15 protein-coding genes are annotated in these 13,669 nt (G+C 61.2%); 4 read left to right on the forward strand and 11 right to left on the reverse strand.

Annotation, left to right across the window (positions count from 1 at the left end):
• Positions 1–3 precede the first annotated feature (3 nt).
• The gene (atzF, locus tag P8X48_04000) at positions 4–1,827 is read left to right on the forward strand and encodes an allophanate hydrolase (protein MEJ2106481.1); all 1,824 of its coding nucleotides are present in this window, start codon (positions 4–6) and stop codon (positions 1,825–1,827) included.
• A 69-nt stretch (positions 1,828–1,896) separates the two neighbouring features.
• Here the strand turns inward: atzF and P8X48_04005 are convergent, their stop codons facing one another.
• The 5 genes from P8X48_04005 to P8X48_04025 all read right to left on the reverse strand — a co-directional run bounded on the left by P8X48_04005 (position 1,897) and on the right by P8X48_04025 (position 6,307).
• Positions 1,897–2,628: a hypothetical protein gene (locus P8X48_04005; protein MEJ2106482.1), complete on the reverse strand. Its 732-nt coding sequence runs from the start codon at positions 2,626–2,628 to the stop codon at positions 1,897–1,899.
• 132 nt (positions 2,629–2,760) lie between these two features.
• Positions 2,761–3,036, reverse strand: coding sequence for a hypothetical protein (locus P8X48_04010; GenBank protein MEJ2106483.1), 276 nt, complete (start codon positions 3,034–3,036; stop codon positions 2,761–2,763).
• A 21-nt stretch (positions 3,037–3,057) separates the two neighbouring features.
• Positions 3,058–3,453, reverse strand: a complete 396-nt coding sequence (locus tag P8X48_04015; protein ID MEJ2106484.1) for a hypothetical protein — start codon at positions 3,451–3,453, stop codon at positions 3,058–3,060.
• A 47-nt stretch (positions 3,454–3,500) separates the two neighbouring features.
• The gene (locus tag P8X48_04020; GenBank protein ID MEJ2106485.1) at positions 3,501–4,646 is read right to left on the reverse strand and encodes a DNA topoisomerase IV subunit A; all 1,146 of its coding nucleotides are present in this window, start codon (positions 4,644–4,646) and stop codon (positions 3,501–3,503) included.
• Entirely contained in the window at positions 4,643–6,307 is a 1,665-nt protein-coding gene (locus P8X48_04025) for a DNA topoisomerase VI subunit B (protein ID MEJ2106486.1), read from the reverse strand. The genes P8X48_04020 and P8X48_04025 overlap by 4 nt, the downstream gene beginning before the upstream one ends.
• A gap of 154 nt (positions 6,308–6,461) precedes the next feature.
• Here P8X48_04025 and P8X48_04030 point away from each other — a divergent pair, with 154 nt between their 5' ends.
• The gene (locus tag P8X48_04030; protein MEJ2106487.1) at positions 6,462–7,058 is read left to right on the forward strand and encodes a THUMP domain-containing protein; all 597 of its coding nucleotides are present in this window, start codon (positions 6,462–6,464) and stop codon (positions 7,056–7,058) included.
• A gap of 14 nt (positions 7,059–7,072) precedes the next feature.
• Here P8X48_04030 and P8X48_04035 read toward each other — a convergent pair whose 3' ends face one another.
• Positions 7,073–8,032: an SOS response-associated peptidase family protein gene (locus P8X48_04035; protein MEJ2106488.1), complete on the reverse strand. Its 960-nt coding sequence runs from the start codon at positions 8,030–8,032 to the stop codon at positions 7,073–7,075.
• Between the two features lie 19 nt (positions 8,033–8,051).
• A complete protein-coding gene (locus P8X48_04040; protein ID MEJ2106489.1) occupies positions 8,052–8,534 on the reverse strand; it encodes a hypothetical protein in 483 nt (160 codons plus the stop codon).
• A gap of 161 nt (positions 8,535–8,695) precedes the next feature.
• On the opposite strand from P8X48_04040, the gene P8X48_04045 reads away from it, so the two are divergent.
• A complete protein-coding gene (locus P8X48_04045) occupies positions 8,696–9,727 on the forward strand; it encodes a prenyltransferase (protein MEJ2106490.1) in 1,032 nt (343 codons plus the stop codon).
• A gap of 93 nt (positions 9,728–9,820) precedes the next feature.
• Here P8X48_04045 and P8X48_04050 read toward each other — a convergent pair whose 3' ends face one another.
• From P8X48_04050 to P8X48_04060, 3 genes are all read right to left on the reverse strand, one after another.
• A complete protein-coding gene (locus P8X48_04050; GenBank protein ID MEJ2106491.1) occupies positions 9,821–10,927 on the reverse strand; it encodes an alpha/beta hydrolase in 1,107 nt (368 codons plus the stop codon).
• A gap of 69 nt (positions 10,928–10,996) precedes the next feature.
• Complete coding sequence (locus P8X48_04055) at positions 10,997–11,419, reverse strand: DUF2784 domain-containing protein (protein ID MEJ2106492.1); 423 nt, start codon at positions 11,417–11,419, stop codon at positions 10,997–10,999.
• A 71-nt stretch (positions 11,420–11,490) separates the two neighbouring features.
• Positions 11,491–12,264 carry a hypothetical protein gene (locus tag P8X48_04060; GenBank protein ID MEJ2106493.1) on the reverse strand — a complete coding sequence of 258 codons (774 nt, stop codon included), beginning with the start codon at positions 12,262–12,264 and terminating at the stop codon, positions 11,491–11,493.
• Between the two features lie 206 nt (positions 12,265–12,470).
• On the opposite strand from P8X48_04060, the gene P8X48_04065 reads away from it, so the two are divergent.
• Complete coding sequence (locus P8X48_04065; GenBank protein MEJ2106494.1) at positions 12,471–13,283, forward strand: hypothetical protein; 813 nt, start codon at positions 12,471–12,473, stop codon at positions 13,281–13,283.
• A gap of 8 nt (positions 13,284–13,291) precedes the next feature.
• Here the strand turns inward: P8X48_04065 and P8X48_04070 are convergent.
• Positions 13,292–13,669: hypothetical protein (locus tag P8X48_04070; GenBank protein ID MEJ2106495.1), on the reverse strand; the 378-nt coding region annotated here is incomplete at its 5' end.

The following is a 13,669-nucleotide window of genomic DNA, read 5'->3' on the forward strand; positions in this document are numbered from 1 at the left end:
ATCATGGAAGACCAGGAAACAGACATCGCACTGGATCTCGCTTCCCTGCATTCGCAATTCCGTTCGGGAACGGTCACCGTATCCCAGGTAGCGGCACTGGTTCTGTCGCGCATCCACGCCTCGCGCGACGATCATGTATGGATCACCTTGGCGGACGATGCCACGATCCTCCGGCGAGCGGCAGAACTGGATGCCCTCCTGCAGGCCAATCCGGCGGTGCTGGATCAGATGTCGCTGTTCGGCGCTCCCTTCGCCGTGAAGGACAACATCGACGTCGCGGGTATTCCGACAACCGCCGCCTGTGACGCGTTCGCCTACACACCGGAACGCGATGCCCCGGTAGTGGCCCACCTGCTCGACGCCGGCGCCATTTTTGTTGGCAAAACCAACATGGACCAGTTTGCCACCGGGCTCGTGGGGACGCGCTCCCCCTACGGCACGCCAGTGAACCCCTTCGACGCGAACTATATTCCCGGTGGTTCCTCGTCGGGATCGGCGGTGGCGGTGGCCAAGGGCTACGCAAGCTTTTCCCTGGGAACCGATACCGCCGGTTCCGGCCGCGTGCCGGCCGGTTACAACAACGTCGTCGGGCTCAAACCTACTTGCGGACGGCTCAGTACGACCGGCGTCGTGGCGGCCTGCCGCAGCCTGGACTGCGTTTCGATACTTTCACTGAGTTGTTACGATGCCGCGGTGGTGGAGCGGGTCACTGAAGGATTCGATGCGGAGGATCCGTTCTCGCGGCGACCCGTACCCATGGCGGTCGACGATACGTCGGACAAGCCTGTGATTCTTGCGATCCCCCGGGAAGACCAGTTGAAGTTCTTCGGCGATGAGTCTTCGCAACAGGCCTTCCATGAGACCTGTCGCACACTGGTCGCCAAGGGCTTTGAACTAAACGAGATTGACTTCACACCCTTTGAGAAAGCTGGACGCCTGCTCTACGAAGGCCCCTGGGTCGCGGAACGACAGATTGCCTTCGGCGATGAACTGCAACGATATGCCAATGCGGTCGACAGCAAGGTGCGCGCCGCCGTGGAGGACGTGCCAGCGTATACGGCCGTGGACCAGTTCAGGGCCTACTACAGCCTCAAGACCTTGAAGCGCCAGGCGGAGAATGCGCTTTCCGGTCTGAGTGCACTGCTGGTCCCAACCATGAGCCGCCTCTACACGATCGACGAGGCACACACGGCGACCCCCAGCGCAAGCCGGAACCTGGGCTACTATACGAACTTCGTCAACCTGCTCGACCTCGCGGCCGTTGCCGTTCCGGCCGGGACCGTCAACGGCTCCCTGCCATTCGGCGTGACTCTGGTCGCACCCGCCTACAGCGAAACCCGGCTACTTGCTATCGGCGACCGGATTCATCGGGCGACCACTACCACCGTGGGCGCGCTGGGGACCCCTTTGCCAGCAGCGATACCCGAGACCGCGCCGGCAGCGGCCGGCAGGATCCGGATCTGCGTGGTCGGGGCCCATATGCGCGGCCTGCCCCTGAACCAGCAGCTGGTTCAACTCGGCGGCCGGTTTGTCGAACAAACCACAACGGCACCCGGATACCGGCTGTACCTTCTCGACTGGCTCGACCCGGAACGCCCGGGAATGGTACGCGACACGGATGGAGTCGCTATTGACGTGGAATTGTGGGACCTGCCGACGAACCGCTTCGGTGACTTCTTCGCGCAGATCGCGCCACCGCTCTCCTTTGGTACGGTGGAGCTGGTCGATGGATCGAAAGTGGCCGGCTTCCTGTGCGAGGCCTACGCGATCCAGGAGGCCCGGGATATCTCGGACTTCGGTGGCTGGCGCGGATATATCACGTCCTGATGCTTCCACCCCGCCACCAGGGGCCGGTGGCGGGCGCCGGATTCGCCGGTTCGTGATTGCGCCCCGGGCTTATCTTGCCATCAACTCGCGTCTCACTTTTTCCAGGTCCGGGAGGCGGCGTGAGACGCCGTTTTGCTCCGTCGCGGCGCTTGCCAGCCGCTCATAGGCATCGCCGATGACCTGCTTCCGTTCGTCCGTCACCGCCGACTTCAAATACATCCGTCCGAGAGCGGTATAGATCTCCGTCTGCACCCACAGGCTGATCTCAGGCCTGCGCCGGCTCAGCAGCCCCTCGATACGATTGATCGCGGTGTCGACGGAGTCGGCGTATCGCTCGTGTCGCGCGAGCGACAGACTGACACGGGCGATGACGTCACCCGGGGCACAGTTGGCGCAGTGGCTGGTGTCGCTCTTGTGGTCGCCGTAATTTTCGACCAGATAGCGCTTGAGTATGTAGTACTGGTCGCTTCCCGCGCCCGGATCCATCAGCCATAGACATTTCACCACGAGCTCATCATCGTCCGGATGCTCGACGACGCCGTTGTAGCAGGCCTTGTAGAACTCGCGCTTGTTTGCCTGTAATTTGTCCTCGTCGATGCAGCAGCGCTTCTTCGACTGCCAAAGGTGATCCACGTCCTCGACCGAGTTCAGCGTTGGGGCGCTGACGGTGTCGAACCATTCGGGTTTCTGGATCGCCGATTCGAACGGTACGCGCGGTTTCGCTGGCTCCACGGTGGGCTCTTTCTTGGTACAGGCCACCAGCAAGGCCCCTGCAACCGCGACAAGCAGTATCTTTCTCATTATTTTGTTCCTCCCGGGGCCAATATGCCTATCCCATGGCCCGACCACAAGTCGGGGCCAGGCGGCTGAATCACGCCAAGCGTTCCAGCAACGGTGCGGAGGCCGCTTGAAGCCAAGGGGAAGCGGCGAGATCTAGCCCCCTTTCGGCAGGCAGGCAGCCACGGCCGTGCGCAACCGTTCCCGGACGGATCGGTATGCCTCCGGATCGTCAATGGCACGCAGGACGAGACCGGTGTCGAACTTGAGTTCCACCGCCTCCCACTCTCCGTCCAGCGCGCATTCCACCTTGATCTTCACCTGGTCTTCTGCCGGTTCGACCTCGAACAGGTAGGCCTCGAGCCGCAACTCATCCAGCATCTTGCCAATGGTATCCCGCGCCTTGGCGTATTCCACGGTTGATAGAGACATGGTGCCGGGTTCTCCTATTGGCTAGTCAACAACATCGGGACGCCGCCCGGCCCGAATCCGCGTACCCGTGATGTAGGTGGCGAGAAAGATCAGCGCAAACGGGATCCAGGTTCCCAGGGGATTGGCGAACATCTCGAAACTGCGATTGATCACCATGGCAACGAAAAATACATCCATAAACACCACGATGGCAAGGAAGGCAATGGCCGTGGCCAAGGGATCGGTGTAGTGCAGCCTGGAAAAATAGAACCAGGAAATCAGCACGAATATCAGCGGCGCACCGACGGCGTGGGCGATGAGGGTGGTCTCGACGGAGGTCACGGCCATGCCCACGAACATGACAGTGCCGCATAGCGCCCAGCCGAGAAGGCCGAGGGCAAGAACGACGATTGCCCGGTTGAATTGAAGGTTTGCCATAGACACCACCTCCCATCGCCGGATGGCGATAATGGTTCCACAGACACTCAGGGCAAGAAATTCTCCGGGTGCGCGAGCTTGCGCGGCAGGTACTCCTCAATCACGTAGTTGAGTCCCCACTTGGCGAGGGCCTGTTGCTCGGCGCGTACGCCCATTTTCAGCAGCTGTTCGATGGTGGCGATCCACGCCGGCGTGCTGGCGAAAAAGGGGTCATTTCTGACCGCGTCCTGCGCCCGCTTGATGTCGGTCTTGCTCAAGGGGTGGGTAGCGTCCTGCAGACCAAACTCGTTTATGTCCTCCGGGGTCACGCCGAGATAGTGCGCCCGTGGAACGCAGAAGAAGCGGTTGATGTGGGCGGCGTTGCCGGACCCCACCTTCAGCGTGCGATAGATGTTGGCGAAGCCGTACGGATCACAGTCGACGAAGCAGTACACCGGGAGACTGCGGTCGTCGGACAGCCTGCGAATGAATCGCCGCGTTGCCCGCGTCGGCACACCACCCATCTCCACCAGAATGCAGTTGGCATTCTTCCAGAAGCGATGATTGTTCAGGCGCTGGAACATGCCGCCGGTCTCGATGGCAAGGATGAAATCGGCATCGGTGCGGAAGTCCAGCCGCTCTACAGAGCGCGGAATGCTATAGGCCCCGCTCCCAAGATTGGCGCAGTTCACCTCCAGCCGCTCGCCGCTCACGGGATCCGTATCGATCACAACGAGATTGCCCGCTACGGAACCGCCATGGGACTCGGGATAGAAGCGCAGCTGTTCGCGCGATAGCCCGTGCAGAGAGGCCAGGGCTTCGATGTCGTCCATGATGGAGTCCGACTCCGTTTGCTCGTCGAAACGGGCATCGCCCCAGTTCTTGCTGATGTAGTAGGCCTCACGCTTGGTAGCGAAATCGTTATCCTGTACCAACTCGCGCGAAGCCGCCATCAGCCGCAGGGTCTGGGCGAAGGTACGCACAGTGTTCACCGTGAGGGTGCGCGATTTGATGGCATCGCCGAGCTCCAGATACCCCTTGTCCTTGTCGTAACTCACGTTCTCCAGCCCCCGCACCGGCAGCTCGATGTGGGGCAGCTCGCCTCGGGCAATGCTGTCGCGCACCGCCTCGGCCACGGCGTCGATCACCGCGATGGCGCGCGCGTCCCGTTCCGCAGTCGTCGCCCGGTTTTGGTCTCTCGTGTCGTCGGTCATCGCATTTTCCTCTTTTGGTTCAGCACGTCATCGAGCTGCTCCACCGCGGCATCGCGCTCGCTGTCACTCAGGTCCAGGATCTCCTGCAGCGCGATGCCGATGTGGGGCAAATACTGCTCGATCTGCGTGCGCTTGTCGTACTCCCGCTTCAGCCGTTGCGAGCGGTGCAGGTGCCCGGCCAGCTTGCGCCCGCAGGCCTGCAGCCCCAGCTTCAGTTCCTTGACGATCTCGGGGTAGTTCGCGATCGCCTCCTTGGCCTCGGAGGTGAATGGCACCCACACCGAGGCCAGGTGCACCATGATCGCCAACGGCGCCACCGGCAGTCCGCGCTTGGGTTGCTGCAGGCCGTAGGCGCGCCAGTTGGTCTGGATCACCGCCTTGGTCACGGCGCACGCCCCCTGCTCGTACAAGAGCGGCACGCGGTTGGCGAAGCGCAGCAGGAAGGCCGGTTCGTCCGCCCGCAGTACGATCCCCTCGCCTGCTGCCTTCCGGCCCCCGGCGGACTTGCGAATGCGCCCGCCCTCGTCCACTTCAAGGCCGCCGCCGGGGGCGCCGTAGGCAAGGGCCACCTCGACCTGGAACGGGTTGCCGCGGTACACCGCCGGCGGTCGCGTGACCGCGGCGAAGAAGTCGGCGTCGATCTCCTTGCGCAGGCCCTCTTCCATGAGCGCCTCGCCGATGGGCACCAGGCAATCGGTGCGCGGCGCCGACACCGGTACCTTCTGGATGGCGCGGTACAGGGCGCTCGCCTGGGCGTGGGCGATGTGCCGCGGATAGGAACGCTCGGTTAGATTGCGCGCTGCGCGGCGCACGATCTCCTGCGCGGTCTTGCGGCCGACGCGAGAGAACTCGTCTTCGAGAAACTTGATCAGGGTGCGATTGCGCGTGCTGCCGAGCATCTGGATCAGGCGGCCGAGCTCGACGCCATGGGGATGGGGTTTGATTTCCTGTGGCCACGGCGGCAGGGTCTTGGAGCTGCGCTTGTAGTTCACGTGCTCGCCACGCGGATCAGTGAAATCGATGCGCACATGCGGGTTGGCAATGGCGGTCTGCTTCAGGTACATGTCGATGGAGTGCAGGCCCTTCTGGTAGTGGCCTTCCATCTCCGCCTCCACTCGCGTGCCATGGGGCCGGTCCCATTTCGTGTGCGCCTTCTTGTGAATCTCCGGGCGGTTCTTCGCGGTGTCGATGGAGACCAACATCTCGGTGGCGAGCTTTTCGTGGCGCACCCGGCTGATGATGTGCAGCGGTTTGCCGGTGGTGAGCTGGGCGTACATGCCGGCGGCGGCGATACCCATGCCCTGTTGCCCACGGGACTGGCTGAGCTTGTGGAACCTGGAGCCGTACAGGAGCTTGCCGAAGATGCGCGCGATCTGCTTTTCTATGATGCCCGGCCCGTTGTCCTCGACAACGACACGGTAGACCCCGTCTTCCTCGTCGAACACCTCGACACGGATATCCGGCAGGATGCCCGCCTCCTCGCAGGCGTCGATGGCATTGTCCACCGCTTCCTTCACCGCCGTCACCAGGGCCTTGGTGCCGGAATCGAAACCGAGCAGGTGGCGGTTCTTGAGGAAGAACTCCGAGACCGAGATCTCGCGCTGGCGGACCGCCATCTGGTCGGCGCTGCGATAGCCTTCGTCCTTCGCCGTCGTGCTCATAGTCCCCTGCCGTCAGATGTCACGCCGTGTCGCACATGCGGCCGGACACCACGAGGCGGCGACCGCTCCCATCAGCTTATAGAACAGGCAGGTAAGAGAACCATTGACTTCAATCAACAGCGACTGTCGACTTCCGGCCTGATTTTTGTCTTCGGTGCTGAAACCGGTATATTCATCGACCGTCAGGCGGATTCCCAGTGAGGCCCCGGTTTTGCGCGACTGGAATGTCATCGTCACCGTAAGCGAGCATGGCTACAAACAGGCCGGGCACCTGCTCGCGCCGTGGGGCGACATCGCCAAGAGCAATTTCTACAACGTGCTGCTGCTCCGGACCGTCGACCCGTTCGCCTTTCTGGAGAAGGCCCAGAGCGAGATCTCCAGTGGGACCGAATTTGCCACGGCCATCAGCCGGCTCATGCCGGTAGAGAAGAAGTTCTCGTTCCAGAGCCCGGATGAGTTCGAGTTCAAGGCCAAGCAGGAAATCAGGGGATGGATCCCGCGGCTGGCCGGCAAGAAGTTTCATGTGCGCATGCACCGGCGCGGGTTCAAGGGCCGTATGAGAAGCGTCGACGAGGAACAGTTCCTCGACCATTTTGTCATGCAGGAACTGGAGGCCCGGGGCGAGACCGCGACCGTGACCTTCGACCAACCCGATGTAATCATCGCCCTGGAAAGCATCGGCAACGACGCAGGCATGAGTTTCTGGACCCGGCAGGACCTTGCGAAATTCCCCGTGCTGAAGCTGGACTAGGCGCGAAGGCCTACTCAGGCGGCCCGCTCGTGTTCGTAGTAGGGCCGCTCGTGGTCGTCGAGCAGGGCCTGCAACTCATCCTTGTCCCGCCCTTCGGGCGTGAGCCAGGCATCGACATTGGCTGCCTTCAGGGGGATGGGGCAGCGATTGTGCCCGGTCGCCGCTACTTCGGGCGGCGGGTCGTCGGTGACAATGGCGAAGGAGTACAGGTCATCCTCTCCCGCTTTTTGCCACCGGTCCCAGACACAGGCCAGTAGCATGGGCTCCGCCGTGCGCGGATTGAAGTGCAACACCAGATTTTGTTCCTTCTCGCCCTTGCGCAATTCGCGATGCTCGAAGTCATGCAGGGCCACGTTTTCGAAAAAGCTCGAAACAAGCGCGATGGCATGGTGCGTGCCAAATACGCCCTTCCAGTAGCCATCGAGGTTGTCGCGCCGGGCGTTGTACAGGCCCGGATAGCGCTTGTCGTACGAAGCGGGCTTGCCATTCATACGGCAGTGGTAGCGCATGGGCTTGATGACATACTCGCCGTCCTCCATGACCATCACCGGCACGTACCAGAAGGGAAAAATGCGCGAATCTTCGGGCTTGAGCTGTTTGCGCTCGGCATCGGCCAGGCGCGCCACGTAGCGCTCGATCTTGTTGCTGGCGATACGCTGGTCTTCCAGCGCCTTCTTTGTTTCCTTCGTCTTCAGGCTGCGCTCGGCATCGGCCAGGCGCTTCTTCTGCTTGAACAGGTCGGCCTGCCACTCGGCGGTCTTGCGGGCGTGGTATTCCTTTATATATTGGGTGATACGCTTGTCTTGGGCGGTCTTCGGGTCGGCGTAGTTCGCCTCCAGGGCGCGGGCGATCTTGATGGAATCGTCCTCGACCCGGCGCCGGAACAGGCCTTCGAACAGGCCCGAATCGATGCGGGCCTTCTTCCACCTTTCGAAAGACTTGAAGTTTTGTTCGACCATCGCCGAGTAACACATTGCAGCTCCTGTCTCCTCGTCATGTGGTTCGGGTAAGCGTGAGCGTTCCGTATTCGGAATTGTAGCAGCCGGCGATGTAGACGACTGTGTCTCCGGGAATCGTATCGCCATTCACGTTTCCGTCGATCTGAACTTCCTGGTTTCCCATCATCTGGCAACCGGTCAGAACATAGCAGCATTCGACAATCGTGCTGCTGTCGAACTGGATCAATGCCGAGTAGTAATCGTAGGTATTAATCAGATAGTGTTGGGACAGTCTTCCGGTCAGGGATCCACTGATGCTAGGCGAGGACCATGTTCCCGAGAAATCGACGCCACTCTGGGATGTGACATTGGCTGAAATATCGATCGTGGTCCCCGAGTTGCCGGCGAAGGTTCCGGTCCAGGTCCCGGTCATGTCGGGCGGGGGATTGGGCTTATCCAGCGCGCCACACGAATTCAGCAATACGGCGAAGATCGCTGGCACAAAAAGCCTGCTTCGCCGGGAAATTTTGTTAGTCATTTAGCCTCCCCACTTGCGACCGAACGACCCAAGTCGGGTTCGCGTCGCACCGACTATTATCCGCCGCTAACGCCGTGGCGCAAATCGAGGCCAGGACTCGCATTCGCATGGAAAATCGTGTGAACTAGGGGCAACGAGAATCCTGCGCAGCCACGCCACGAATGCCCAGCGATACCCAAATTCCCCAATCCAAAGTCGCCCGCTGGTCCGGTGCCTTCCTCGGCTTCTATCGCCCGGCGGTGGACGAGGTGCGGGAGCTGGACCCGGTATCCCGCTTCCTGTACGCGGCCCGCAGCGTGATCCTCGTCATCTCGGCCCAGGCGGCCATCATCGCCGGCCTGCTGGCCGCCGCCGACCGGGAGTTTCACGGACCGTACTTCCTGTTGGTACTGCTCGGCCTGGTGGTGGCGCACATGATCAGCAATCTGAGCAACGACTACTTCGACTACACCCGTGGGCACGACACCCCGGATTCTCCGCGCCTGCGTTATACCGTGCACCCAATAGCGAGCGGAGTACTGGAACCGCGCACCTTGCTCGCCGGATTGGCGGTGCTGGCGCTGATCGGCCTGTCCATCGCCGGCTTCTTCGTCTACGAGCGCGGTTGGCTGGCGGCGGCATTCATCGGCGCCGGGGTCCTGCTGCTGTTCGCCTACGATGCCGCACCCGTGCCGCTGAAGAAGATCGGCCTCGGCGAGGTCGCGGTGTTCCTGGTCTGGGGACCGCTAATGGTGGGTGGCGGCTACGCCGTATTAACGGGCCACGTTTCCGCCAATGCATTCTATGCCTCCATTCCCTACGGCCTCGGGTCCATGTCCATTCTGGTGGGCAAACACATCGATCAACGGGAGTTCGATCTCACGGCCGGGATCCACACCCTCCCCGTTGTGCTGGGCGAAACCATTGCCCGCAGGCTGAATCTGTCCCTGATCGTGCTGATGTACGCGGTGATTGCCGTGCTGATCGCCCTCGGCCGCCTCACGCCCTTTGCCGCGCTGGTTATCCTCGCCCTCCCTCGTGCAATTCGCGCCCTGTCCACGCTGGCAAGTCCCCGGCCGGATGCGCCGCCCGAAGGCTACGTCGGCTGGCCTCTTTGGTATCACCGCGCTTCGCTGGTTCACAACCGCCTTTTTGGCTGGCTTTATATATCTGGACTGGCGTTGGGTGCGATATGGCCTGGGGTCGGCCGGTAGGAGTAGCGCTCAATCGGCTGACACGGAATCGCGCCAGGTTTCGGTATGTCCATTTTTCCTCTGTCTTGAAGACAATCCGGACCACAAACCGTGTCACGTCCCAAGAAACTTGACGATGAGCCGGTCGACTTCCCCGGGTTGCTCGACACTGATGAAATGCCCGGTTTCGAGCACCTTGATCTGGACGTCGGGAATATTGTGCGCCAGCCGCCGGGTGTTTTCGGCATCGCCGACGAGATTGTCCCGCTTTCCCAGGACCAGTAGCACCGGCACCCTGATCTTCTCCAATCGCTCTGGCGTAAAGGCTATGGGCCTGGCCTTGCGCGGGAAGGTTCCCGTCATCATCAGACGAAACCACTCACCTGCTACCTGCCGTGGCCCGGGATTGTCGCCAAATGCCCAGCGCACCGTGCTTTCCTGGATTGACTTGAGTGGAAAGAACTGTATCAACATGATCCGCAGCACGGACTCGGTGGTGCCGCCGAATCCCATGGGCCCGAGCAGCACCAGCTTCTTCACGCGCTTTGGTGCGTAGAGTGTGATATTGGTTGCAATGAACCCACCTTCGGAGCCACCGACGATATAGGCACTCTGTATTCCCAGCTTGTCGAAGATTTCTGAATACAGACTTGCCTGGGCCTTGCCGTCCGCCGGGTAGTGGCCGCGGCTCTTGAGCTCGCTCCGTCCAGCGTCGCCGAGGGTGTCGATGGCATAGGTACGATAGTGGCGATCCAGTTCCTTGATGTTGTATTGCCACGACCAACTGGCCACGCCGGACACATGCAACAACACCAGCGGCGGCGCCTGTTTTCGTCCGCTGACAATGACATGGACCTTTCCATATTCCGTTTCGACGAATACGTCTTCATAGGGGACCGGCCAGGTCTTCATCCTCTCGGCATACATCTGCATGAACCGCGCCTTGACTTCCGGGGACTTGTAAATGGCGGAGGTATATTTGGTCAGGGAACCCAGCCAGACAAAATCCAGAAGCAGCAGGACGATGGCGATCGTCCGCGCCCACCAGGGCGGAGACCTCCCCGTCACCTGGCGGAATCGCGCGTCGGACGGCAGCAAAAGAAAAAGGAGCAACACCAGGGGAACTGCCTGCAGCCAGTTCCCGGTCAGTGCCATGGATAAGGCCAGTAAGGCAAAAAGGACGCCGACGAACCAGCGCAAGCCGCGAGCAGCGTATTTCATACGATCGCCCGATTTGTTCCAGAGAAAATTAGCTTGCTTTGGGAGGGAATGCCTTGATCTCTGGCAAGATCACCCCGACGAACTTCTTCTGTTGCCAAATGCTCGTGGCCGGACCCAGAACCAGCTGGCAATGACCATTGCACCGAACAGGGTGTAAACGACGCCAAACACCCAGGGAGGAGCGTTATAGTAAAGGATCGCGTCCAGCCAGTGGGCAATGAAGGAACCGGAATAGACCGCGCCACCGGCGCGCTCGCGTAGTGCCATTTCCCAGATCGTGAGCGGACAGATGACTCCTAGCCATGCCTGGAGCACCACAATCCCGATCGCACACAGATGGGCGATCCGAAACCAGGGATTGCGCACCCAACTCCAGCGACGCAGTTTGCCCAGAAGAATCAGGGCCAATCCGAAAACGACGAACGCTACGAACAGGACATGCGTTACCAGAAGCAGGTCCGCCGCGAGAAGAAACCAGGCATCTGAATCCATCTGCGCTACCTAGCCGCTCACCAGGGAAAAGAATGTGGCCGGAGACCAGTTTCCCCGATATTCGAAGCGACCTAATGCTTTAAGATATCCTTCAGCTGCTCTTCCGCCTTCTTCTTCTGTGACTCGATCTGTTCCTGCGCCTGGCCCTCGAGCTTCTTCTTCTGCTGCTCGATCGCGCCCTTGAGCTGCTTGTCCACGACCTGGCGTGTGACCTCGTCCTGGGCCTGCTTGGTCACGCGGGCGAGGATCTCCTTGGCGATCTCACCGCCGGTGGCGCCGTTGGGTGCGCCGAGGTTACTCATGTACAGCGGCGGCAGCTTGACCGTGTAGGTCTTCTTCTTGTCCACCGGGACCAGCCTGGCGTTGATCTCCCCGCCCTCGAAGGTGAGCTTGCGGATGATGAGCTTGGGACCGGCGGCGGCGCCTTCCCCGCCCCCGGCGGGCATGCTCTTCTTGATGTTGTCGTATAGCTGGTTGAGGCTGCCCTTGCGGTCGGCATTCATCTCGTAGTTGACCTTGGGATCGCGCACGGTGACGTTGTCGATGACGATGAGCTCCTTGCTCAGGGACTTGAGGTCGAGCTTGATGCTGGTCTCTCCCAGGGACAAGGCGGTCTTGGCGTCATATCCGCCCGGGTTGGCGACGGTCAGACCGTAGATCCCGCCCGAGCCTTCCTTCAGGACGATGTGCACCCGGTTCACGCGCACGGCGGTCTGGGTCACCTGGGAGCCGTACTTCTCGATGGCGGCCTTGACGATGGAATCGAGATTGCCGAGGACGTACCAGACGACACCACCGATGATGAGGACGATGAGTACGAAAGCGGCGAGAAGGGCTTTTTTCATGGTTCTTTCCTTGGCCGGGACCGGGCGCGTTTCAGGGACGGTTAATATAGTTCTTGTCCGCCCCGCTCATCCTTGTACTGGATCAATATAACGCAATTTCCCCATGGTCGCCCGGCCCGCCCACGGCCGGACGATCTGACCGGGATCAAATCGGCGCACGACCACATTCGCTACAAAGAATCAGGTAAAGCTCCCCGGAGGGACCCATGAGCAAGCGCCACGCGCGAATCCTGACCGTCTTGACCCTGGTGCTGACCGCCTCCCTGGCGGTGGCTTCTTATTACGGTGTGTTCGTGCCCGGCATTTATGCCCGCGATTCCGCGTCCCTGGGCACCCAGGGCATAGGCCAGGATGCCTTGGACCTGTTCTTCACTGCCCCACTGCTGCTGATCTCCCTATTCTTCGTACTGCGCGGTAGCCGGCTTGCCTGGTTCGTCTACGGGGGGACAGTGTTGTACCTGCTGTACTCCTACGTCCTGTACGCTCTCGGAGTTCATTTCAACCGCCTGTTCCTGGTCTACTGCCTGGTCCTCGGCAGTTCGTTTTATGCCTTTGCGCTCGCCGTGTACGAGCTCGGCCGCATGCCGGTGAGCGAGTGGTTCTCCGACCGCGCCCCGTTGCGGGTCACGGCGGTGTACTTCCTCGTCATCGCGGTGCTGTTTTACGGGCTATGGCTCAAGGACGTGTTGCCGGCGGTACTCTCCGACTCGGTGCCGGCGTCGGTGCGTGACAATGATCTGCTGGTGAATCCGGTACACGTGCTGGACCTGTCCATCGTGCTACCCGGGCTGGCCGCCACCGCCATACTGCTGTTGCGGCGGCATGCACTGGGATACGTCCTCGCCCCGGTGTTCCTGGTGTTCCTCATCCTGCTGACCCTGGCGATCGCCGCCATGGTGCTGGCACTGAAGATCAAGGGCGTTAGCGAGGATGTGTCCCTGACCGGGTTCTTCGTGGTGCTGACGCTTGTCAGCAGTGGGTTCCTGTTCCTGTTTCTGCGGGCGATGCGGACCGACTGACACCGGGGTCAGTTCGTGGCGCCCTGCTCCTCCTGCATTTGTTTCAACAGCCTACGCTGCTCCCTTCTTTCCTTCCTGCGTTCCTTGCGCGATTTTTTCTTCGCCTTCCCGTCCGCAGTGACACGATTCCCGCCAAAGATCGCGCTGCGCAGCGCGTCCTGCGCCTCCTTGTTGATGCGCGCCATAATCTGGCGGTTGATCTCGTTGCTGGTGGCCCCGTCGGGGGCGCCGAGATCGGTCACCTCGAACGGCTGCAGCTTGAATTTGTAGGTCCGCTTCTTGTTCAGGGGAATGATCCGGACCGCGATCACGCCGCCCTCGAAGGTGAACTTGCGAACGATCATCATCGGCCCGTGGGACTTGGCGCGTTTGACCTCGCCCTCGGC

This window comes from Acidiferrobacteraceae bacterium (assembly GCA_037388825.1).
In the GTDB taxonomy this organism is placed as follows: domain Bacteria; phylum Pseudomonadota; class Gammaproteobacteria; order Acidiferrobacterales; family JAJDNE01; genus JARRJV01.

What these genes read in the sequence shown, in the direction of transcription:
- atzF (MEJ2106481.1), top strand. Translation starts at nt 4, where the DNA reads ATGGAAGACCAGGAAACAGACATCGCACTGGATCTCGCTTCCCTGCAT.
- P8X48_04005 (MEJ2106482.1), bottom strand. Translation starts at nt 2,628, where the DNA reads ATGAGAAAGATACTGCTTGTCGCGGTTGCAGGGGCCTTGCTGGTGGCC.
- P8X48_04010 (MEJ2106483.1), bottom strand. Translation starts at nt 3,036, where the DNA reads ATGTCTCTATCAACCGTGGAATACGCCAAGGCGCGGGATACCATTGGC.
- P8X48_04015 (MEJ2106484.1), bottom strand. Translation starts at nt 3,453, where the DNA reads ATGGCAAACCTTCAATTCAACCGGGCAATCGTCGTTCTTGCCCTCGGC.
- P8X48_04020 (MEJ2106485.1), bottom strand. Translation starts at nt 4,646, where the DNA reads ATGACCGACGACACGAGAGACCAAAACCGGGCGACGACTGCGGAACGG.
- P8X48_04025 (MEJ2106486.1), bottom strand. Translation starts at nt 6,307, where the DNA reads ATGAGCACGACGGCGAAGGACGAAGGCTATCGCAGCGCCGACCAGATG.
- P8X48_04035 (MEJ2106488.1), bottom strand. Translation starts at nt 8,032, where the DNA reads ATGTGTTACTCGGCGATGGTCGAACAAAACTTCAAGTCTTTCGAAAGG.
- P8X48_04040 (MEJ2106489.1), bottom strand. Translation starts at nt 8,534, where the DNA reads ATGACTAACAAAATTTCCCGGCGAAGCAGGCTTTTTGTGCCAGCGATC.
- P8X48_04045 (MEJ2106490.1), top strand. Translation starts at nt 8,696, where the DNA reads ATGCCCAGCGATACCCAAATTCCCCAATCCAAAGTCGCCCGCTGGTCC.
- P8X48_04050 (MEJ2106491.1), bottom strand. Translation starts at nt 10,927, where the DNA reads ATGAAATACGCTGCTCGCGGCTTGCGCTGGTTCGTCGGCGTCCTTTTT.
- P8X48_04055 (MEJ2106492.1), bottom strand. Translation starts at nt 11,419, where the DNA reads ATGGATTCAGATGCCTGGTTTCTTCTCGCGGCGGACCTGCTTCTGGTA.
- P8X48_04060 (MEJ2106493.1), bottom strand. Translation starts at nt 12,264, where the DNA reads ATGAAAAAAGCCCTTCTCGCCGCTTTCGTACTCATCGTCCTCATCATC.
- P8X48_04065 (MEJ2106494.1), top strand. Translation starts at nt 12,471, where the DNA reads ATGAGCAAGCGCCACGCGCGAATCCTGACCGTCTTGACCCTGGTGCTG.